The sequence below is a fragment of the Amycolatopsis sp. NPDC101161 genome (assembly GCF_044768185.1).
Classification (GTDB): domain Bacteria; phylum Actinomycetota; class Actinomycetes; order Mycobacteriales; family Pseudonocardiaceae; genus Amycolatopsis.
In genome coordinates this window covers 375,419-395,400 of record NZ_JBIWPI010000001.1, presented here as the reverse complement: position 1 = coordinate 395,400, position 19,982 = coordinate 375,419, and the positions used below count along the sequence as shown (strand labels likewise).

22 protein-coding genes are annotated in these 19,982 nt (G+C 71.4%); 9 read left to right on the top strand and 13 right to left on the bottom strand.

Features of this window, described 5'->3' with window-relative positions:
• The first annotated feature begins 102 nt into the window (after window positions 1-102).
• Genes ACIRSS_RS01985 through ACIRSS_RS01975 form a run of 3 tightly spaced genes read left to right on the top strand, consistent with a single transcriptional unit; the run spans window position 103 to window position 2,441 of the window.
• The gene (locus ACIRSS_RS01985; protein WP_400889551.1) at window positions 103-1,119 is read left to right on the top strand and encodes a fatty acid desaturase family protein; all 1,017 of its coding nucleotides are present in this window, start codon (window positions 103-105) and stop codon (window positions 1,117-1,119) included.
• Between the two features lie 9 nt (window positions 1,120-1,128).
• Entirely contained in the window at window positions 1,129-2,190 is a 1,062-nt protein-coding gene (locus tag ACIRSS_RS01980; RefSeq protein ID WP_400889549.1) for an MBL fold metallo-hydrolase, read from the top strand.
• A complete protein-coding gene (locus ACIRSS_RS01975) occupies window positions 2,187-2,441 on the top strand; it encodes a Smr/MutS family protein (RefSeq protein ID WP_003092780.1) in 255 nt (84 codons plus the stop codon). Before ACIRSS_RS01980 ends, ACIRSS_RS01975 begins: the two co-directional genes overlap by 4 nt.
• Before the next feature lie 2 nt (window positions 2,442-2,443).
• Here ACIRSS_RS01975 and ACIRSS_RS01970 read toward each other — a convergent pair whose 3' ends face one another.
• From ACIRSS_RS01970 to ACIRSS_RS01935, 8 genes are all read right to left on the bottom strand, one after another.
• Window positions 2,444-2,824: a hypothetical protein gene (locus tag ACIRSS_RS01970; protein ID WP_400889547.1), complete on the bottom strand. Its 381-nt coding sequence runs from the start codon at window positions 2,822-2,824 to the stop codon at window positions 2,444-2,446.
• A 73-nt stretch (window positions 2,825-2,897) separates the two neighbouring features.
• The gene (locus ACIRSS_RS01965) at window positions 2,898-3,497 is read right to left on the bottom strand and encodes a hypothetical protein (protein WP_400889545.1); all 600 of its coding nucleotides are present in this window, start codon (window positions 3,495-3,497) and stop codon (window positions 2,898-2,900) included.
• A 121-nt stretch (window positions 3,498-3,618) separates the two neighbouring features.
• The gene (locus tag ACIRSS_RS01960; protein ID WP_400889543.1) at window positions 3,619-4,686 is read right to left on the bottom strand and encodes an alpha/beta fold hydrolase; all 1,068 of its coding nucleotides are present in this window, start codon (window positions 4,684-4,686) and stop codon (window positions 3,619-3,621) included.
• Between the two features lie 60 nt (window positions 4,687-4,746).
• A complete protein-coding gene (hsaB, locus tag ACIRSS_RS01955) occupies window positions 4,747-5,286 on the bottom strand; it encodes a 3-hydroxy-9,10-secoandrosta-1,3,5(10)-triene-9,17-dione monooxygenase reductase subunit (protein WP_400889541.1) in 540 nt (179 codons plus the stop codon).
• Window positions 5,283-6,194: an iron-dependent extradiol dioxygenase HsaC gene (gene hsaC, locus ACIRSS_RS01950; RefSeq protein WP_400889539.1), complete on the bottom strand. Its 912-nt coding sequence runs from the start codon at window positions 6,192-6,194 to the stop codon at window positions 5,283-5,285. Before hsaC ends, hsaB begins: the two co-directional genes overlap by 4 nt.
• Window positions 6,194-7,039, bottom strand: a complete 846-nt coding sequence (gene hsaD / locus ACIRSS_RS01945; protein WP_400889537.1) for a 4,5:9,10-diseco-3-hydroxy-5,9,17-trioxoandrosta-1(10),2-diene-4-oate hydrolase — start codon at window positions 7,037-7,039, stop codon at window positions 6,194-6,196. The genes hsaC and hsaD overlap by 1 nt, the downstream gene beginning before the upstream one ends.
• On the bottom strand, window positions 7,039-8,202 hold the full coding sequence (gene hsaA / locus ACIRSS_RS01940; protein ID WP_400889535.1) for a 3-hydroxy-9,10-secoandrosta-1,3,5(10)-triene-9,17-dione monooxygenase oxygenase subunit: 1,164 nt from the start codon (window positions 8,200-8,202) through the stop codon (window positions 7,039-7,041). Before hsaA ends, hsaD begins: the two co-directional genes overlap by 1 nt.
• 94 nt (window positions 8,203-8,296) lie before the next feature.
• Entirely contained in the window at window positions 8,297-9,895 is a 1,599-nt protein-coding gene (locus tag ACIRSS_RS01935) for an FAD-binding protein (protein ID WP_400889533.1), read from the bottom strand.
• Between the two features lie 99 nt (window positions 9,896-9,994).
• Between ACIRSS_RS01935 and kstD the strand changes: the two genes are divergently transcribed.
• The 6 genes from kstD to ACIRSS_RS01905 are packed head-to-tail and all read left to right on the top strand — an operon-like array spanning window position 9,995 to window position 15,419.
• The gene (gene kstD, locus ACIRSS_RS01930; RefSeq protein ID WP_400889531.1) at window positions 9,995-11,659 is read left to right on the top strand and encodes a 3-oxosteroid 1-dehydrogenase; all 1,665 of its coding nucleotides are present in this window, start codon (window positions 9,995-9,997) and stop codon (window positions 11,657-11,659) included.
• Window positions 11,656-12,792 carry a Rieske 2Fe-2S domain-containing protein gene (locus ACIRSS_RS01925; RefSeq protein WP_400889529.1) on the top strand — a complete coding sequence of 379 codons (1,137 nt, stop codon included), beginning with the start codon at window positions 11,656-11,658 and terminating at the stop codon, window positions 12,790-12,792. The genes kstD and ACIRSS_RS01925 overlap by 4 nt, the downstream gene beginning before the upstream one ends.
• Entirely contained in the window at window positions 12,789-13,046 is a 258-nt protein-coding gene (locus ACIRSS_RS01920) for a hypothetical protein (protein ID WP_400889527.1), read from the top strand. The genes ACIRSS_RS01925 and ACIRSS_RS01920 overlap by 4 nt, the downstream gene beginning before the upstream one ends.
• Window positions 13,039-14,070: a 2Fe-2S iron-sulfur cluster-binding protein gene (locus ACIRSS_RS01915; protein ID WP_400889525.1), complete on the top strand. Its 1,032-nt coding sequence runs from the start codon at window positions 13,039-13,041 to the stop codon at window positions 14,068-14,070. The genes ACIRSS_RS01920 and ACIRSS_RS01915 overlap by 8 nt, the downstream gene beginning before the upstream one ends.
• 10 nt (window positions 14,071-14,080) lie before the next feature.
• Complete coding sequence (locus ACIRSS_RS01910) at window positions 14,081-14,929, top strand: MaoC/PaaZ C-terminal domain-containing protein (protein WP_400889523.1); 849 nt, start codon at window positions 14,081-14,083, stop codon at window positions 14,927-14,929.
• Window positions 14,930-14,963: 34 nt separating this feature from the next.
• Complete coding sequence (locus ACIRSS_RS01905; RefSeq protein ID WP_400889521.1) at window positions 14,964-15,419, top strand: riboflavin kinase; 456 nt, start codon at window positions 14,964-14,966, stop codon at window positions 15,417-15,419.
• 200 nt (window positions 15,420-15,619) lie between these two features.
• Here the strand turns inward: ACIRSS_RS01905 and ACIRSS_RS01900 are convergent, their stop codons facing one another.
• The 5 genes from ACIRSS_RS01900 to ACIRSS_RS01880 form a co-directional block, all read right to left on the bottom strand.
• Window positions 15,620-16,210 (bottom strand): DUF5134 domain-containing protein, encoded by a 591-nt coding sequence (locus tag ACIRSS_RS01900; protein WP_400893342.1) that lies wholly within the window; start codon window positions 16,208-16,210, stop codon window positions 15,620-15,622.
• Window positions 16,211-16,365: 155 nt separating this feature from the next.
• Window positions 16,366-17,538 carry a lipid-transfer protein gene (locus ACIRSS_RS01895; RefSeq protein ID WP_400889519.1) on the bottom strand — a complete coding sequence of 391 codons (1,173 nt, stop codon included), beginning with the start codon at window positions 17,536-17,538 and terminating at the stop codon, window positions 16,366-16,368.
• A complete protein-coding gene (locus ACIRSS_RS01890; protein ID WP_400889517.1) occupies window positions 17,535-17,921 on the bottom strand; it encodes a MaoC family dehydratase in 387 nt (128 codons plus the stop codon). The genes ACIRSS_RS01895 and ACIRSS_RS01890 overlap by 4 nt, the downstream gene beginning before the upstream one ends.
• A complete protein-coding gene (locus ACIRSS_RS01885; protein WP_400889515.1) occupies window positions 17,918-18,829 on the bottom strand; it encodes a bifunctional MaoC family dehydratase N-terminal/OB-fold nucleic acid binding domain-containing protein in 912 nt (303 codons plus the stop codon). Before ACIRSS_RS01885 ends, ACIRSS_RS01890 begins: the two co-directional genes overlap by 4 nt.
• Window positions 18,826-19,980, bottom strand: a complete 1,155-nt coding sequence (locus ACIRSS_RS01880) for an acyl-CoA dehydrogenase family protein (RefSeq protein WP_400889513.1) — start codon at window positions 19,978-19,980, stop codon at window positions 18,826-18,828. Before ACIRSS_RS01880 ends, ACIRSS_RS01885 begins: the two co-directional genes overlap by 4 nt.
• Window positions 19,981-19,982: the final 2 nt, after the last annotated feature.

Here is a 19,982-nt window from a genome sequence, read left to right as displayed (position 1 = left end):
CCGGCCGGGCGTATACCAGAGTCCGCGGTAGGGCGGGCCCCCCGAAATTGCCTGGTGCCGTCCGGGTTCCGGTGCGGGCCCCCTACCGCGAACACTCGGGGTGTGACCACGACAGAGATCAGCACCGGCAGCGACTTCGCCCGGCTGAGCCACCGCATCTCCGCCGCCGGCCTGATGGTGCGGCGGCCCGGCTACTACACCGCCCGGTTCACCGTCGTCGGCGGGCTGTTCGCGGCCGGGTGGGTCGCCTTCGCGCTGCTCGGGAACTCGTGGTGGCAGCTGGCCGTCGCCGCTTTCCAGGCGGTCATGTTCGCGCAGATCGCCCTGCTCTCGCACGACCTCGCGCACAAGCAGGTGTTCCGGCGCCGGCGGCCCACCGAGATCGCCGGGATGCTCGCCGGCAACCTCGGCATCGGGATGAGCTACGGCTGGTGGATGGACAAGCACACCCGCCACCACGCCAACCCCAACCACGAGGAGCTCGACCCGGACGTCGATCCCGACATCCTCGTGTGGTCGAAGGACCAGGCGCGCAACGCGAGCGGCGTCGCGAAGTTCATCGGGCGGTACCAGGCTTTCCTGTTCTTCCCGCTGCTGACGCTCGAAGGCCTGAACCTGCACGTTTCGGGGATCCGCGCGGTGCGCAAGCCGGGCCTGCGCCGCCGCGGGGTCGAAGCCGCGTTGCTCGCCACGCACTTCGTCGTCTACCTCACCGCGTTGTTCACGGTGCTCTCCCCCGGCATGGCGCTGCTGTTCTTCGCCGTCCACCAAGGACTCTGGGGTGTCTACATGGGATCGATCTTCGCCCCCAACCACAAGGGCATGCCGACGCTGACCGGGCGCCCCGAGCTGGACTTCCTCCGCAAGCAGGTCCTCACGTCGCGCAACGTCCGCGGCGGCGTCGTCACCGATGTCGCCCTCGGCGGCCTCAACTACCAGATCGAGCACCACCTGTTCCCGAGCATGCCGTCGCGGCACCTGCGGCTGGCGCAGCCGATCGTCCAGGGCTACTGCGCCGAGCTGGGCATCCCCTACCTGCAGACGAGCCTGGTCGAGTCCTACCGGCAGGCCCTCACCCACCTGCATGAAGCTGGGGCGCCTCTCAGGAACCGTTCGTAGACTCGGGGCATGAGGAAGACGATCGCGGCTTTGCGGGACCTGCCGGCGGCGTTCGGCGCGAAAGCCACCGGCGCGCGGGCCGAGCGGGTCCGCGCGTCGCCGCAGTTCGACGGCAAGGTGTTCCGCAACGCCGCGCCGCGGCACCCGATGACCGCGGCGTCGATGCGGACCATCTTCCGCGAGATGTTCTTCGGCGAGCACCGCGAGCTGCGCAAACCCGCCGGGGCGGTGCCGCTGGTCGCGTCGGCGCCGGTCGACGCGGCCGAGGGCCTGCACCTGACCTGGTACGGCCACGCGTCGGCACTGGTCGAGCTGGACGGCGCGCGCATCCTGCTCGACCCGGTGTGGAGCGACCGCGTGTCGCCCGCGGCGTTCGCCGGCCCCCGGCGGCTGCACGAGCCGCCGGTCCCGCTGTCCGGCCTCGGCCGGGTCGACGCGGTGGTGATCTCGCACGACCACTACGACCACCTGGACCTGGCCACCGTCCGCGAGCTGGTGGCGGCGTCGGAAGCGCCGTTCCTGGTCCCGCTCGGGGTGGGCGCGCACCTGGAACGCTGGCACGTCCCGGCGTCCCGGATCATCGAGCTGGACTGGCACGACGAGGCGACGGTCGCGGGCGTCCGGTTCGTGGCGACCCCGGCCCAGCACTTCTCCGGCCGCGGCATCACCAACGACGACACGCTGTGGACGTCGTGGGCGCTCCTCGGGCCGGCGCACCGGGTGTTCTACAGCGGCGACACGGGCTACTTCGACGGGTTCGCCGCGATCGGCGAGGCGCACGGCCCGTTCGACGCGGCCCTGATCCAGATCGGCGCGTACGCCCCGCAGTGGCCGGACATCCACATGACCCCGGAGGAAGGCGTCGCGGCGGGCATCGACGTCCGGGCGAAGCTGCTGGTCCCGGTCCACTGGGCGACGTTCCAGCTGGCGATGCACCCGTGGGGCGAGCCGGCGGACCGGGTGTGGCGCGAGGCGAAGGCGGCGGACCTGCCGCTGGCGATCCCCCGCCCGGGCGAGCGCATCGACGTGAGCGAGCCCCCAGCGGTCGACGGCTGGTGGCAGGCGCTGTGAAGCTGAAGCTGGACCTCCACGACATCTACAACCGAGGCGGCGAGATCGACCGAGCGCTGCGCGCGATCATCGACGAGGCGGTCGCCAAGAAGGCACCGCTGGTCGAGATCATCCCCGGCAAGGGGTCAGGTCAGCTGAAGAAGCACGTGCTGCGGTTCCTGGAGCGCAAGGACGTGAAGGCGCTCTACCACCGGGTCGAGAAGGACAAGGACAACTTCGGCCGGGTGTTCGTGCACTTCCGCTGGAAGTGAGGTCAGCCGCCCTCGGGCTGCGACGCGAGGCACTCGCAGTCGCGGACGACCTCACGGCTGCGGATTTCGATGCCGACGATCCGGCCGGTCCGCTGGCGCACCCACATCGAGAGCCCTTGCCGAAGGTGGTCGATCATCGACGGGTTGTCCGAATTGAGCAGCACTCGCCGAAAAACGTGCTCCGGCGAGCTGGCAGCCCACTTTCGGCACGCTTTGAAGTGCCGCTGCGCCGCGGCGTCCAGGGCGGTCGGGCTCGTCGACCGGAAGTAGGTGACGTAGATCCGCCGCCGGGCGCTTTCAGTGGCCTTGCGGGTGGCCTCGTACACCCGAGCGGCGGATCGCTCGGGCAAGCGCCGCTCGATCCGGGCGAGAATGGTCAGCACGAACAAGAGGGCCGTGAGGATCAGCGGGCGTTCGTTACGGAAGTCGGACGCTCAGCGCATCAGGACGGATTCGTCAGAACCGGCTGTCGTGGCGGGCTTCGGCCCAAGCTCGGTCCCACGCCGATGCGTGGAGGCGGCCTACGGCGAACCTGCCGATTCCGTACAAACCGGCCAGCGTGCCCGTGATCGCCACCCACAGGAGGATTGCCGCGAAGACCCCGTCGGCCGCCGACGTCGACGGCGACAGCGGCTCGTTCGTCAGCTCGCCACGCTGGTCCAGCCACACTGACACGTGCGTTCCCGCCGGGCTGCCCGCGTCCGCCAGGACGTCGCCCGTGTGGCGGGCTCCGCGCGCGTCGAACCAGGCCGCCTGGACCGTTGTCTGGTCGGCCGGGGCGCCCGCGCCGTCGGTGCTGTACGTCTGGTTGGGCGCCGCCGCCAGGGACACCGCCGTCGCCGGGTGGCGGGTCGTGCGCTCCTGCTCGGCGCGGGCCGTCTGCGCGGCGTAGGTCTCGGAGCCGAACGCCGCCGCGAACGGCAGCGCCAGCAGCGCGCCCGCGAAGACCAGCACCAGCAGGGCGGCCTCGAAGCGGTCGCCGAACCTGGTCAGCGGGTTGCGGCCGGGGTGCAACCGGCGCCGGAACCGGGCAATCCGTCCGCTGGGCCCACGCATGCGCGACACACTCCTCCCAGGAAAAGCATCAACTGGGTACCAGTGTGCCCGCGAAGGCTCGGCTTACTCTCGTGAATGGGACGCGGCCCACCTGTGAACCCCTGCACAACCACCCGATCGATCAACTCGCCGCGATCGCCGACGACAGCGCGTGAGCGATCTGCGGCCCGCATACGTCCGTGTGGCCGCGGACGAACCGATCCGCCAGCAGGTTGTGCGGGACGCCCGGCCGCCACCGGTACGTCCCGCTCACCGGCAACAGCTCCGCCGCGACGGCCTCGGCGGTCCGCTGCGCGCCGTGGCGGCCGATCGCGCCGTAGCTGCCGGACCCGGCGTCGGCGATCCGGGACGCGATCGCGAACGCGAGGTCGACGGCGGCGTCGCGCGCCGAGTGCGTGACGAGGATCGGCCCGGTCACGACGCCCTCGGCCACGACGCGGCGGAACGACCCGGCGAAGCCGTCGTGCGGGAACGCCGCCTGCAGCAGGGTCAGCGTGGCCAGGGACCCCGCCGGGCACGCGTTCGCGGCCGCCGTGACGAGCCGGCCGCCGAAGCTGTGGCCGACGAGGTGAACCCTCGGCCCGGCGAAGGCCGCCAGCAGCGGCGCCAGGCCGCGGACGCCCACCGAACCCGCGCGGGCCTTCATCTCGTAGTAGGCGAGGAAGTCCAGCAGGTGCGCGGCCGCGTCGGCACCGAGGCGGTCCATCACCGTGCCGCCGGGGAGGGTGAACAGCTGCGTCGACGCGTCTTCGTGGTCGTCCGCGCCGCGGGCCGCGGCCGAAAGCAGGGCCGCGGCGAACGCCGTGCGCGCGGTCGCGCGGGCGGCCAGCGCCGGCACGAGGTCGGCCGCGGCGTCGATGGTGAGCCGCTGCCCGGGCACCAGGTCCCGCAGCAGGTCCAGCCGCTCCGCCAAACCGCCCTCGGCGAGCTTGCGCGACGGCCACAGCACGCACGCGAACGCGAGCCGGCGGCCCGGCGGATCGCCCGAAACCGCGCGCAGCGACCCCGCCAGCGCCGAATACAGCAGCCGCGCGACGAGGTGGTCGTCGTTCCAGCCGTGGGTCAGGACGACGAGGTCCGTGACCGCCGGGTCGGCCGCGAGCGCCCGGACGGCTTCACCCCGGTCGCCGACGAGCTCGCCGGTCCGGTCGAACTCCACCTCGGCGGCCGGGAAACCGGACAGCTGCACGGAAATCCTCCTCGGGCGACGACTTCCCGGGAAGTCGCCCGCGGCCCCGCACCCGTTACGTCAGAGCCAGTCGTCCGGCCGTGGCCAGGGCATCAGCGCCGTCAGCGGGTCCCGCACCGGTTCGGTGACCGAGTACCGGCCGCGGTGGAACAGCAGCGGCCGGGCGTCCGAAGGCGCGCCCAGCGCGGTCACGCGGCCGATCACGACGTAGTGGTCGCCGGCCTCGTGGACCGCTTCCAGCGCGCAGTCGATCCACGTCAGCGCGCCGTCGAGCAGCGGCGCCCCGGACGGCGCGGGCGTCCAGCCGACGCGGGCGAACTTGTCCTCGCCGCGGGCGCCGAACACCGCGCTGACCTCCTGCTGGTCCTCGGCCAGCACGTTGACCGCGAACCGGCCCGCCGCCGCGAGCACCGGCCAGGTTCGCGAGGTCCGGGCCGGGCAGAACAGCACCAGCGGCGGGTCCAGCGACAGCGCCGCGAACGACTGGCAGGCGAACCCGGCGAGGGTGTCGCCGTCGCGGCCGGTGACCACCGTGACGCCCGTGCAGAAGTGCCCGAGCACACTGCGGAACTCGGTCTGGTCGACCGCCACCGACGTCATGAGCCGGGCGGCCGCGCGCCGACCGAGAAGTCGTGGCCCCACAAGGAGACCGCGGTGCTCTCGCGGGCGATCCAGTTGTCGTCGTCGACCTGCCGGCCCTCGCAGCCGAACTCGACGTCGAAGCCGCCGGGGGTCTTCATGTAGAACGACAGCATCAGGTCGTTGACGTGCCGGCCGAGCGTGGCCGACATCGGCACCTTCCGCCGGATCGCGCGGTCGAGGCACAGGCCGACGTCGTCGGTGTTCTCGACCTCGACCATCAGGTGCACGATCCCGGACGGCGTCGGCATCGGCAGGAACGCCAGGCTGTGGTGGCGGGGATTGCAGCCGAAGAACCGCAGCCACGCGGGCGGCCCGTCGGCGGGCCGGCCGAGCATCTGCGGCGGCAGGCGCATCGAGTCGCGCAGCCGGAAGCCGAGGACGTCCCGGTAGAACCGCAGCGACGCCTCGTCGTCCTTTGTGGACAAAACGACGTGGCCGAGGCCCTGCTCGCCGGTGACGAACTTGTGGCCGTACGGGCTCACCACCCGCCGGTGCTGCAGCGCGACGCCGTGGAACACCTCCTGGGTGTTCCCGGACGGGTCGTCGAAGCTGATCAGCTCGTCGACGCGCCGGTCGGCCAGCTCCTCCGGCGTGCCTTCCTTGTACGGCACCGAGGCACTGTCCAAACGCGACCGGATCTCGGCCAGCTCGGCGGCGTTGGCCGCCTCCCAGCCGGTGACGGCCAGCCGGTCCGCGGACCCGGGTGAGATGACCAGGCGCGCCGGGAAGTCGTCCATGCGCAGGTAGAGCGCGTCCGGGTTGGTACCGCTGCCTTCGACCATGCCGAGCACCTTGAGCCCGTACTCGCGCCACGCGGCCATGTCGGTGGCTTCGACGCGGAGGTAGCCCAGTGACCGGATGCCCATCAGGAACTCCCGAGGAAGTCGAGGGCCAGCCGGTTGAACTCGTCGAACTTCTCCAGCTGGGCCCAGTGCCCGCAGCCGCCGAACACGTGCAGCTGCGCGCGCGGAATCGTCTTCAAGGCCACCAAGGCGCCGTCCAACGGGTTGACGCGGTCCTCGCGGCCCCAGATCAGGAGCACGCGCTGGCGCAGCCGGTGGGCTTCGCGCCAGAGCATGCCTTCTTCGTAGGTTTCGGGGTGGGCGAACGACATGCCCATCGCGCGCATCGCGGCCAGGGACTCCGGGGTGTTCGCCGCGGCGAAGCGTTCGTCGATCAGCTCGTCGGTGATCAGCGCCTGGTCGTGGACCATGATGCGCAGGAACGCTTCCATGCGCTCGCGACTCGGCTTGGCGCCGAACTTGCCGAGGTTCTTGACGCCCTCGGTGGGGTCGGGCGCGAAGAGGTTGACGCTCAGCCCGCCCGGGCCCATCAGCACCAGCCGCCCGGCGCGTTTGCCGTGGTCGAGCGCGAACCGCACCGCGGCTCCCCCACCCAGGGAGTTGCCGACGAAGTGCGCGCGTTCGATGCCGAGGGCGTCCATCAGGCCGGCGACGGCGTCCGCGCTGTGGCGGAAGTACTGCGGGTGTTCGGCCGGCTTGTCCGACCGGCCGAAGCCGGGCTGGTCGACGGCGATCGTCCGGTAGTGCTTGGCGAACTCGGGCAGGTTGCGCCCGAAGTTGCTCCACGCCGACGCGCCGGGCCCGCCGCCGTGCAGCAGGATGACCGTCTCGGCGTGTTCCGCGCCGGCTTCGTGGTAGTGCAGGTTCAGCGACCCGGCCTGGACGTACTTGCCTTCCGGTGCGGCCATCAGTACATCGCGTTCTCGACGGGGAGCCCGAAGGCACCGGTGCCGAACATGACGTACGCGCGCTCGGCGTCGTTGGCCGCGTGGACGCGTCCCGCGTGCGCGTCGCGCCAGAAGCGCTGGATCGGCGTGCCGCGCTGGATCGCGCGGCCGCCGGAGTTCTCGAAGAGCCGGTCGATCGCGGAGATCGCGCGTTCGGTGCCGCGCACCTGGTCGCGCCGGACGCGCAGCCGCAGGTCCGCGGGCAGCCGTTCCTCGCGCTTGGCGAGCTCGTACAGCTCCTCGATGTTGCGGGTCAGCTGCAGCCAGGCGGCGTCGATCTCGCTGGCCGCCTCGGCGATCCGCACCTTGGCGAACGGGTCCTCTTTGGACTGTTCACCGGCGTACGCGGCCCGCACGCGCTTGCGCTGGTGCTCGACGTGCGCGTCGTAGGCGCCCTGGGCCATGCCGATGATCGGCGCGGTGATCGTGGACGGGTGCACCGAGCCGTACGGCAGCCGGTACAGCGGACCGGGGTTGACCGCCTGGCCCGGCACCTTGCACTTCGACGTCGCGATGAAGCTCAGCGCCCGGTGCTGGGGAATGAAGACGTCTTCGACGACGATGTCGTTCGAGCCGGTGCCGCGCAGGCCCACGGTGTCCCAGACGTCGACGATGGTGTAGTCCGCGATGGGCAGCAGGTACGTGCAGAAGTCGACGGGTTTCCCGTCCTTGAACGCGGGTCCCCCGAGCAGCACCCACGTGCAGTGGCCGGAACCGGAGGAGAAGCTCCAGCGGCCGGACAGCCGGTAGCCGCCGTCGACGACCTCCGCCTTGCCCATCGGCGCGTACGACGAGGAGATCCGGACGTCCTCGTCCTCGCCCCAGACCTCCTGCTGCGCCTGCTGGTCGAACAGCGCCACGTGCCACGGGTGGACGCCGAGGATGGAGGCGACCCAGCCGGTGGACCCGCACGCGCTCGCGATCAGCTTGACCGCGGTGTAGAAGCTCACCGGGTCGGTTTCGAGCCCGCCGAACGGCTTCGGCTGCAGCATCTTGAAGAACCCGGTCTCCTGCAGGGCCTTGACGGACTCCTCGGGCACGTTCCGCGCGTCCTCGGTGTCCTGGGCCCGTTCCCGCAGGACCGGCAGGAGGTCCCGGACCCCGGCGATCACCTGCTCGCTCATGCGCAGTTCCTCTCTCTCACCCGCTTTGGGGGGGTCCAGGGGGCTCGCCCCCGGCGGGGTCTGGGGTTCGACCCCAGAAGATGCTGCGCCAAGACTAGAACACGTTCTCGTTTTTGTCGAGAACACCCTGCGCCAGGGCACTGTTGATCCCCGCCCTGCGGCCGGAAAACACGCAGTCGGCCAGCGAGAGGCCGCTCACGTACGACCTGGAACAGATTCCCACCGCGGTGCGCCCGGCCGCGTACAGCCCGGCGATCGGCTCCCCCGCCGCGTTCCGCACCGCGCCGGTGTCCTCGTCGACGACCAGGCCGCCGAGGGTCAGCATCGGCGTGGGATACCCCAGGTTGGGCCGGACCGAGATGTCGATGAGCGAGAACGGCGGGTTCTCGAGCCGCCGCGCGAACTCGGCCGGCTTGCCCATCGGGTCCTCGGCCCCGTGGTACGCCTCGACGCTCGCGCGCAGCCCCTGCGGGTCGACGCCGGCCTTGCGCGCCGCCTCCTCGACCGTCGCACCGATGACCCGGCCGCGACGCAGCAGGTAGCGCAGCTGGAGCCATTGGAACCACTGGCTTTGCTTCCGGCCGTCCCGCCGCGCCTCGGCGACGATCGGCGCGTCGACGAGCAGCCAGCCTTTGCTCTCGTGCTCTTCGATCAGCTTTTCGCCGACGGCGGCGCCGTACCGGGACTCGTCGATGACCCGCCGTCCCCCGGCGTCGACGATGATCCCGCCGAGGAACGCGCTCGGCGGCGTGACGAACCGCCAGGCCGAGATCCGGCCCAGCTCGCCGGTCGCGCCCCCGGCCTCGACGCCGAGCCGGATGCCCGACCCGTTGTCGGCGGACGTGCCGAGCGCGAGGCCGCCGCGGTACTTCGGCGCGTGCTCGCGCACCATCTCGCGGTTCGCGATGAAGCCGCCCGCGGCGAGCACGACCCCGCGCCGGGCGGTGATCCGCAGCTCACGGCCGTGCGCGCGCTCGAGGCGTTCGACGCGCCGGTGCAGCGACTTGCGCAGCGAGGGCACGTAGATCCCGGGCTTCGCGGCATATTGGGCGAGCCGCTGGTGCCGGGCGCGCACCCGCGCGGGCGCGTCGTTGAGCGAGTCGGCGACGAGCCCGGTGACGCGGCCGTCCTCTTGCACCAGGCTCCGGACGTGCGTCTGCGTCAGCACCCGGATCCCGCGTTCGCGCACGGCCTCCTTGAGGCGGATCATCAGCGTCTTCCCCGAGGTCCCGGGCCCCTTGACCCGGTGTCCGCGCGGGGCGGGCTTCGCCGCGTCGCGGAACCCGCCCGCGGCCTCGCTGCCGGAGTAGTACAGGTAGTGGGCGTCGCTGGGGTACGACGTCTTGTACGGGCAGAGGCTGCCTTCGAACGGCACGCCGTTGGCCTCCAGCCAGGTGATCATTTCGCGGCTGCCCTCGCAGAACCGGCGGAGCGTCCGTTCCGAGACGACGTCCCCGGCCTCGAGCCGCAGGTAGGCGTACATCGCGTCGACGGAGTCGTCGACGCCCGCGTCGCGCTGCTGGGCGGTGCCGCCGCCCGCGTAGACCACGCCGCCGCTGACCGCGCTCGCGCCGCCGCCGGCGAACCGTTCGACGATGATGACCTCGGCGCCCGCGTCGGCCGCTTCGAGGGCGGCGCAGGCGCCGGCCGCCCCGAACCCCACGATGACCACGTCCGCGAAGAGCTCGTCCATGGTCGGTACCCTAGAACTGAAACACGTTCTCGTCTATGGTTGCCGAAGCGGCTCCCAACTGGATACTCATTTCGTGGAACACGTTACAAGTGAGGTGGCATGACGGAGCAGTTCGACGTCGTCGTGGTCGGCAGCGGCGCCGCCGGGATGACCGCCGCGCTGGCCGCGGCGAAAGCCGGCCTGAGCGTCGTCGTCCTGGAGAAGGCGGCCTGCTTCGGCGGCTCGACCGCGCGCTCCGGCGGCGGGGTCTGGCTGCCGGGCAACCACGCGCTGCGCGCCGCCGGCATCGACGAACCACCCGAGCGGGCGCGCGAGTACCTGGCCTCGATCGTCGGCGACGTCGTCCCGGCCGTCCGGCGCGACACGTTCCTCGCCCACGGCCCCGAGGTGCTGAAGTTCGTCTGCGACCACACGCCGCTGAAGTTCCGGTGGGTCCGCGACTACAGCGACTACCACCCCGAAGCGCCCGGCGGGCGGCCCGGCGGCCGGTCGGTCGAGCCGATGGCCTTCGACGGCAAGCTGCTCGGCGACGAGCTGGCCCACCTCGAACCGCCGTACAGCGCTCCCCCGCTCGGTGTGCCGATCACCCAGGCCGACTACCGCTGGCTGAGCCTCCTCGCGCGGCACCCGCGCGGCGCCGTCCGGCTGCTGTCGCTGGGCGTCCAGTGGCTGGTCGGACGCCTGCGCGGGCAGCGGCTGCTGAGCATGGGGCAAGCGCTTGCGGCCGGGCTGCGGGTGGGCCTGACCAGGGCCGGAGTCGACGTCCGGCTGAACACGCCGCTGGTCGACCTGCGGGTCGAAGGCGACCGCGTCACCGGCGTCGTCACCGCGGACGGGGTCGTCGGGGCCCGGCGCGGGGTCATCCTCGCCAGCGGCGGCTTCGAGCAGAACCTCGAGATGCGCGAGAAGTACCAGCGCGCGCCCATCGGCATCGACTGGACCGTCGGCGCGGCCGCCAACACCGGCGACGGCATCACCGCCGGCCTCAAGCTCGGCGCCGCCCTCGACCTGATGGACGACGCCTGGTGGGGGCCGTCGCTGCCGCTCACCGGCGGGCCGTGGTTCGCCCTGGCCGAGCGGTCGCGGCCGCGCTGCATCATGGTCGACGCGCGCGGGCAGCGGTTCGTCAACGAGTCGGCGCCCTACGTCGAGGCGGTGCACGCGATGTACGGCTCCGGAGACGGCCCGGGCGAGCACATCCCGACCTGGCTGGTGTTCGACCAGCGCTACAAGGACCGGTACATGTTCACCGGCGTCGGGCCGCGCCAGCCGCTGCCCGGCCGCTGGTTCAAGGCCGGGATCGCGGTGAAGTCGGGCTCCCTGGAAGGCCTGGCCGCGAAGATGGACGTTCCACCGGAAGGCCTCGCCGCGACGGTCGAGCGCTTCAACGGCTTCGCGCGCAACGGCGTCGACGAAGACTTCCAGCGCGGCGTCAGCAAGTACGACCACTACTACGGCGACCCGCGCAACAAGCCCAACCCCAGCCTCGGCCCGCTCGACAAAGCGCCGTACTACGCGGTGAAGATCGTGCCGGGCGACCTCGGCACCAAGGGCGGGCTGCGGACCGACGAACAAGCACGAGTCCTGCGCGAGGACGGCTCGGTCGTACCGGGCCTCTACGCCGCGGGCAACGTCAGCGCGGCCGTGATGGGCCGGACGTACGCCGGGCCGGGCGCGACCATCGGCCCGGCCATGGTGTTCGGCTACCTTGCGGCGACGCGGCTGGCGCACGAAGATCAAGGGACCACGGGAGGCGAGCGATGACGCAGGAGTCAGTACGCACGATCTACGCCGGTGAGCCGCCGACCCGGTTCGCGCGCGGCTGGCACTGCCTCGGCCTGGCCGAGCGCTTCCGCGACGGGAAACCCCACGCCATCACGGCGTTCGGCACGAAGCTCGTCGTGTTCGCCGACTCGAAGGGCGCGCTGAACGTCCTCGACGGCTACTGCCGGCACATGGGCGGGGACCTCACCCAGGGCAGCGTCAAGGGTGACGAGGTCGCGTGCCCGTTCCACGACTGGCGCTGGAACGGCAAGGGCAAGTGCGTCTCGATCCCCTACGCCAAGCGGGTTCCGCTGCGCGCGCGGACGCGGTCGTGGACGGTGTCGGAGCAGAACGGCCAGCTGATGGTCTGGCACGACCCGGAAGGCAACCCGCCGCCGGAAGAGCTGGCCATCCCGCGGATCGAGGCCGCCGACAGCGCCGAGTGGAGCAACTGGACCTGGGACGAGATCTTCATCGACGGCTCGAACTGCCGGGAGATCATCGACAACGTCGTCGACATGGCCCACTTCTTCTACATCCACTACGCCTACCCGACGTACTTCAAGAACGTTTTCGAAGGCCACATCGCGACGCAGTACCTCAACACCAAGGGCCGCCCGGACATGGGCATGGCGTCGAACTACGGCGGCGAGGACAACCTGCTGCGTTCGGAGGCGTCGTACTTCGGGCCGTCCTACATGATCAACAAGCTGGTGAACTCGTTCCAGGGCTACGAGATCGAGAGCGTGCTCATCAACTGCCACTACCCCGTGACGCCGACGTCGTTCGTGCTGCAGTACGGCATGAAGGTCAAGAAGCAGCACGGCCTCACCGACGAGCACGCGGACAAGATCGCGGCGAAGCTGGCCCGCGGGATCGGCGCGGGGTTCCTGCAGGACGTCGAGATCTGGAAGCACAAGACGCAGATCGACAACCCGCTGCTGTGCGAAGAGGACGGTCCCGTCTACCAGCTTCGCCGGTGGTACCAGCAGTTCTACGTCGACGCGGCCGACGTCACCGAGGACATGACCCGGCGTTTCGAGTTCGAAGTGGACACTTCGAAGGCCAACGAGGCGTGGGCGGCCGAGGTGGCGGAGAACCTGGCCCGCCAGAAGACCGAGGCGGAAGTGTGACCACCGCCGAGCAGACCGAGTTCCTGTCGGGCGGGCTGCGGCCGCACGAGTGCCGCAGCTGCGGGACGTGCGTGCTGGTGAAGAAGAACAGCATCCAGCACACGAGCATCCAGTGGACGTCCCGGCCCGCCGAGACGTGCCCGGTGTTCGCGGACGCGGACGGCCCGTCGGCGCTGCTCGACACGTGCCCGAAGCTGGCCGACAGCATCGGCGACGCGGTGCGCGACGGCTCGCTGGCGGTGGCCGATGGGTGAGCGGGTCTACACGCTGACGGTCGCCGACGTCGTCGTCGAGACGCCGGACGCGCGGTCGGTGGTCTTCGAGATCCCGCCCGAGCACGCTTCGGCGTTCACTTACACGGCCGGCCAGTTCTTGACGTTGAAGATCCCCAGCGACCGGACCGGTTCGGTGGCGCGGTGCTACTCGCTGTCGAGCGCGCCGCACGAGAACCGCGTGCAGGTGACGGTCAAGCGCACCGACGGCGGGTACGGGTCGAGCTGGGTGTGCTCGTCGCTTCGCCCGGGGATGCAGGTCGACGTGCTCGCGCCGGCGGGCGTGTTCTGCCCGGCGTCGGTGGACGAGGACTTCCTGCTGTTCGCCGGCGGCAGCGGCATCACGCCGGTGATGGCGATCCTCAAGACGGCGCTGGAAACCGGGTCCGGCCGGGTCGTCCTGGTCTACGCGAACCGCGACGAGAACTCGGTGATCTTCGCGGGCGAGCTGGCGTCGCTGGCCAAGCGGTACGGCGACCGCCTGGTCGTCGTGCACTGGCTGGAGAGCGTCCAGGGGCTGCCGGACGTCGCGCAGCTGCGCGGGCTGGCTTCGGCGTATACGTCTCATGAGGCGTTCCTGTGCGGTCCGGCGCCGTTCATGGCCGCCGTGCGCGAGGCGCTCGGGCAGCTCGGCGTGCCGCGCGACCGGGTGCACGTCGAGAAGTTCACGTCGCTGACCGGGAACCCGTTCGAAGCCGTCGCCGAGGAGCCCGTTCCGGAGTCGGATTCGGCTCCGGCGGCATTGACCGTGACTCTCGACGGGGAGACGCGGTCGATGGCGTGGCCGCGGCAGCGGAAGCTGCTGGACCACCTGCTGGACGCGGGTCTCGACGCGCCGTACTCGTGCCGCGAGGGACAATGCAGTGCGTGCGCGTGCCGGATCGTGTCGGGTGAGGTGAAGATGCTGCACAACGAGGTCCTGGACGCCGAGGACATCGCGGACGGCATCGTGCTGGCCTGCCAGTCGCTGCCGGTCACCGACGACGTCTCGATCAGCTACGAATAGGAGCACCCGCGTGCCCATCGACCCCGCGGTCGCCATCGGTGCCGAGATCGGCGAGGTGAACTTCGCCTGGACGTCGTCGGACGTGCTGCTCTACCACCTCGCGCTGGGAGCCGGCCCGGACGAGCTGCGCTACACCTACGAGCAGGACCTGGTGGTGCTGCCGACGTTCGCGACGGTCGCGGCGAACCTGCGCGTCTTCGACCCGCCGGCGGTGTCGTTCCCCGGCGTCGAGATCGACCTGGCGAAGGTCCTGCACGGCAAGCAGGAGATCACCCTGCACCGGCCGATCCCCACGTCGGGCAAGGCGGTGGCCAAGTCTCGGATCGCGGACGTGTACGACAAGGGCAAGGCCGCCGTGGTGATCCAGGAGGTGGCGGTCACGTCGTCGTCGGGCGATCCACTGTGGACGGCCCGGTCGAGCATCTTCGCCCGCGGCGAGGGCGGGTTCGGCGGCTCGCGGGGTCCGTCGGACCGCGTCGAGTGGCCCACGGCCGAGCCGGACTTCGTGTTCGAGACGCCGACGCTGCCGCAGCAGGCGCTGCTGTACCGGCTGTGCGGCGACCGGAACCCGTTGCACGCGGACCCGGCGTTCGCCCGGGCGGCCGGGTTCGACCGGCCGATCCTGCACGGGCTGTGCACGTACGGGGTCGTGGCGCGGGTGCTGGTCAACGAGCTCCTGGACGGCGACCCGGCGCGGGTGGCGTCGTTCTCGGCGAAGTTCGCCGGGGTGGTGTTCCCGGGCGAGACGCTCCGGACGCGGGTGTGGCGCTCGGCCGATCGGCTGCTCGTGACGACGACCGCTCCTGCGCGCGACGACGCGCCGGTGCTGGCGGACACGGTGCTGGTGCCCACTTCGTGAGACCGTCCCGGCCGTCGCCCGCTACCGTGGAGGGGTGACTTCCGAATACTTCGTGGTGCGGGGAACGGTCGAGCACGGCGACGAGCGAGGCCGTGAGCTGGGCTTTCCCACGGCGAACATCGCCCTGCGCGACCAGGCCGGCTCGATCGGCGACGGCGTGTGGGCGGGCTGGGTCCGCCGCGACGACGGGACGCACCTCCCGGCGGCGATCTCGGTCGGCCGCCGCCCGACGTACTACGGAGCGAACGGCTACCGGCTGCTGGAGGCCCACATACTGGACTTCAAGGGCGACTTGTACGACGAGACGCTCGTGGTGTGGCTGGGGTCGCACCTGCGGGAGCAGCAGAGGTACTCGTCGGCGGAGGACTTGATCACGGCTTTGAAGGCCGACATCGCGGCGGCAACCCAGTGGACGGCCGACCACCCGGCGGCTTCCCTCCCGGCCGCGGATGAGAGCCCGCTGGGCGAGGTCCGGCGGGTCGAAGGCTGAGCGGGCGGCCGGTCCAGCCCCAGGGCCGCTGGGCGAGGTCCGGCGGGTTGAAGGCTGAGCTAGCGGCCGGTCCGGCCCCAGGGCCGCTCGGCGAGATCCGCCGGATCGAGGCCCGAGCCCATTCGGCCTCGGGGCGGCCCCTGAGCGAGCGGCTCCGGCGCAGCCGCTGCGGTAGCCGACTCCGGCGAACCACGCTCGCCTCACAAAGCCGCGGCCAGCAGCAGGTAGCCCATCCCCGCCCCCATCGCCGCCCGGCAGACCGCGCGCGAAGCCTGCCCGGCCCGCACCGGCGCGGCACCGGTCACAACTCCCACACCAGCCATCTCACCCGGCGCGGTCCCCGCCGCGCCGCGGAGCACCCCCACCCCCGACCACGCCGCGTCCACCACGAAATACCCGGCCGCCACCACCGCGACCACCGGCAACGCCAGCCGGGAGTCCATTGTGGACATCGTCAGCCACGGGCCGTGGTCCATCCCGCCGTGGGGCATCGCCGTGACCATGTAGAACATCGCCGCCGCGGACAGCGCGTGGTGGGCGCAGCCCCGGCCCCCTCGCCACCACGCCGCCGCGAACCAGCCCGCCGTCAACGCCAGCACCGCCTGCCAGCCGGCCGCCGGGATCGGGCCGCCCACCGGGGACAGCATCGCCACCATCGCGACCACCAGCAGCAGCTCCGCCAGGTCGCCGTGGCGGACCGCCACGCCCAGCCTCGTGTAGTCGAGGCGGACCAGCCGCAGCACGCACGGCAACGCCAGCGCCGCGAACGCCGCCGTCAGCGCCCAGCCCATCGTCAACCGGCGAACCGTGCGCCGGGGATCCGCAAGTCACACATCTCGGGCCTCACTCTGCGTCGCGGGCTGGTCATTCCACCGTGACACCCCGACCCGGCACGCACCAGCCGTCAATGAGGTGAAGCCCGTTGACCCACAAGAGCGACGGCCCGCTACACCCCGCTCGTCAAGACCAGCCCGCTCGTCGGCACCCCGGTACCGGCCGTGACCAGCACCCGCGCCGCGCCGGCGACCTGGTTGGCCGCCGTGCCGCGCAGCTGCCGGACGCCCTCGGCGATGCCGTTCATGCCGTGGATGTAGGCCTCGCCGAGCTGCCCGCCGTGCGGGTTGAGCGGCAGCGCGCCGTCGAGCTCCAGCGTGCCGCCGGCGATGAAGTCCTTCGCCTCGCCGCGCCCGCAGAAGCCCAGCTCCTCCAGCTGCATCAACACGTACGGCGTGAAGTGGTCGTACAGCACCGCCACGTCCACATCGGACGGTCCGAGGCCCGACTGCCCCCACAGCTGCCGCCCGACGACGCCCATCTCCGGCAGCGCGGCCAGGTCGTCGCGGTAGTAGCTGGTCATCACGTACTGGTCCGGCCCGCTCCCCTGCGCCGCCGCGGCGATCACCGCCGGCGGCTGAGCGAGGTCCCGCGCCCGGGCAGCACTCGTCACGACCAGCGCGACCCCGCCGTCGCTTTCCTGGCAGCAGTCGAGCAGGTGCAGCGGCTCGGCCACCCAGCGCGACGCCTGGTGCTCCTCGAGGGTGATCGGCCGTTCGTGGAACCACGCGTTCGGGTTGGTCGCCGCGTGCTTGCGGTCGATCACCGCGATCCGGCCGAAGTCCTCGCTCGTCGCGCCGTAGTCGTGCAGGTACCGCTGGGCGACCATGGCGACGGTGGCCGCCGGGGTCGCGATGCCCATCGGGTAGTGGAACGCGTTGTCCACCCCGGACGAGTTCACCTGGCCGGCCGCGGCCGAGGACACCTGCCCGAACCGCATCCCCGAGCGTTCGTTGAACGCCCGGTAGGCGACGACGACGTCCGCGACGCCGGTCGCCACCGCCATCGCGGCCTGCTGCACCGTGGCCGCCGCCGCGCCGCCGCCGTAGTGGATGCGGCTGAAGAACTTGAGTTCGGGAATCCCCAGTTCCCGCGCGACCGCGATCTCCGCGTTGCCGTCCATGGTGAACGACACCAGGCCGTCCACATCGGACGGCGTCAGCCCCGCGTCCGCCAGTGCGTGCGAAATGCATTCGGCCGCCAGCCGCAGTTCGCTGCGCCCGGAGTCCTTCGAGAACTCCGTCGCGCCGATCCCCACGATGGCCGCCCGACCCGAGAGCGTCACGGCAGCGTCACCTCCACCGTCCCGGCGACGTGCTCGCCGAGACTGTCCACTCCGGACACCGAGACGACGACGTCACGCCCCGAAGCCGACACCACCCGGCCGGTGAACGTCAGCGTGTCGTAGGCGTAGCAGGGCACGCCGAGCCGGATCTTGATCGACCGGATCAGCGCCTCCGGCCCGGCCCAGTCCGACACGAACCGCTGCACCAGGCCGGTGTCGGTGAGGATGTTGAGGAAGATGTCCTTCGAGCCGCGCGCCACCGCGGCGTCGCGGTCGTGGTGCACGTCCTGGAAGTCGCGGGTCGCCAGCGCCGTGCTGACGACGAACGTCGGCGTCGCCTCGATCGTCAGCGGCGGCAGCTCGGTCCCTTCGGCGACGGTCATCGGGCCACCTTCCACGCGGGCAGCGTCAGGTCGTCGTCGACGCGGACGAACGCCGCCACCACCGGCAGTCCGATGTGGACTTCCTCCGGCGCCGCGTCCAGCAGCTCGGCCATCACCCGGACCCCTTCTTCCAGCTCCACCAGGGCCACGACGAACGGCAGCTCCTTACCCGGCACGGGCGGGTGGTGGTGCACGACGTACGAGAACACGGTCCCCCGGCCACTCGCGACGACGTAGTCCGGCTTCGCGTCGAGCGCGCCGTCCGGCGGCATCGGCCCCGGCGGGTGCCGCAGCGTCTCGCCCCAGCGCTGGATGCGCAGCTCCCCCTGGCGGAGGCCTTCCCAGAAGAACTCGGTGTCCTTGCTGATCACCGGCCGCAGCACCGGCGCGGGCGGCGGCTTCGGCGCCGGCGGGCGGAACTTCAGCACGCGGAACATCATCTCCGCGACGGCTTCCTCGCCGACGTACCAGGTCATCCGCGTGGTGACGAACCAGCCCTCGCCGAGCGCGGTCCTCTTCGGACCGACGACGTCCTCCAGCCGGGTCCGCGCCTCGACCTGCTCGCCCGGCCGCAGGTAGCGGTGGTACGTCTGCTCCGAGTTCGTCGCGACGACGGAGGTGAACCCGGCGTCGTCGAGGAGTTCCATCATCAGGCCGAGCGGGTCGTCGCTCCCCCGCGGGACGTTGAGCCCGCCCATCGTCCACACCTGCGCCATCGCCGGCGGCGCGACCAGTCCCTTGTGGACACTGTTCGCGGCGAACTCCGGGTCGGTGTAGACGGGGTTGGTGTCCCCGATCGCCTCGACCCAGTTGTTCACCATGGCCTGGTTGACGGGGTCGCGCGCGAGCCGTGGCGCGCACTCCCCGCGGGCGGCGATCTCCTCGGCGGTCGTCAAGATGTCGGTCATCGCGGCACCCTCGGCAGGCCCAGGCCGATCGAGGCGATCAGCTCCCGTTGGATTTCGCTGACCCCGCCACCGAACGTCAGCACGATGTTGCGCTTGGCGGAGACGTCCAGCCACTCCGCCAGCTCGGCGGTGTCCGGATCGGACAGATCGCCGTGGCGGGCGACCAGTTCTTCGAGGTTCCGGCCGATCCGCTGGATGACCTCGGAGCTGAACACCTTGGTCGCCGACGCGTCCGCGACGGCCACCGGCGCGCTCGCCGAGGACACCGCGACCTGCCAGTTCAGCAGCTCGTTCACCCGCGTCACCGCCAGGGCGTCGGCCAGCACGGCCCGGACGTCGGCGAGGTCGAGCAGGCCGTGGGCGGTGGCCCAGGCGCGCACGCGGTCGTACAGGCCGCCGATCCGCCCGGCCGGGCCGAGCATGACGCGCTCGTGGTTCAGCTGCGTGGTGATCAGCCGCCAGCCCTCGTTCTCCTTGCCCACCAACCGGTTCACCGGCACGCGGACGTCCGAATAGTACGTCGCGTTGACGTGGTGGGCGCCGTCGCACGTGATGATCGGCGTCCACGAATAGCCGGGGTCGCTCGTGTCCATGATGAGGATGGAGATGCCCTTGTGCCGCGGCGCGTCGGGCGCGGTCCGGACGGCGAGCCAGATGTAGTCGGCGTCGTGGCCGCCGGTGGTGAAGATCTTCTGGCCGTTGACGACGTATTCGTCGCCGTCGCGCACCGCGGTCGTCCTCAGCGCCGCGAGGTCGGTGCCCGCTTCCGGCTCGGTGTAGCCGATCGCGAAGTGGATCTCGCCCGCGAGGATCTTCGGGAGGAAGAACGCCTTCTGCTCGTCGGTGCCGAACTGCTGCAGCGTCGGCCCGACGGTCTGCAGCGTCACCGACGGCAGCTGGACGTCGGCGCGCACGGCTTCGTCGACGAACAGGTGCTGTTCGATCTCGCCGAAGCCCTGCCCGCCGTACTCGACCGGCCAGCCGACGCCGAGCCGGCCGTCGCGGCCCATCCGGCGGACGATCTCGCGGAACACCGGCCCGTGCCGCTCGCGCCGCATCGCCTGCCGTTCTTCGGGACTGATCAGCCCGGCGAAGTACGCGCGCAGTTCGGCGCGCAGTTCTTTCTGCGCCGCGGTCAGTTCGACGTGCATCC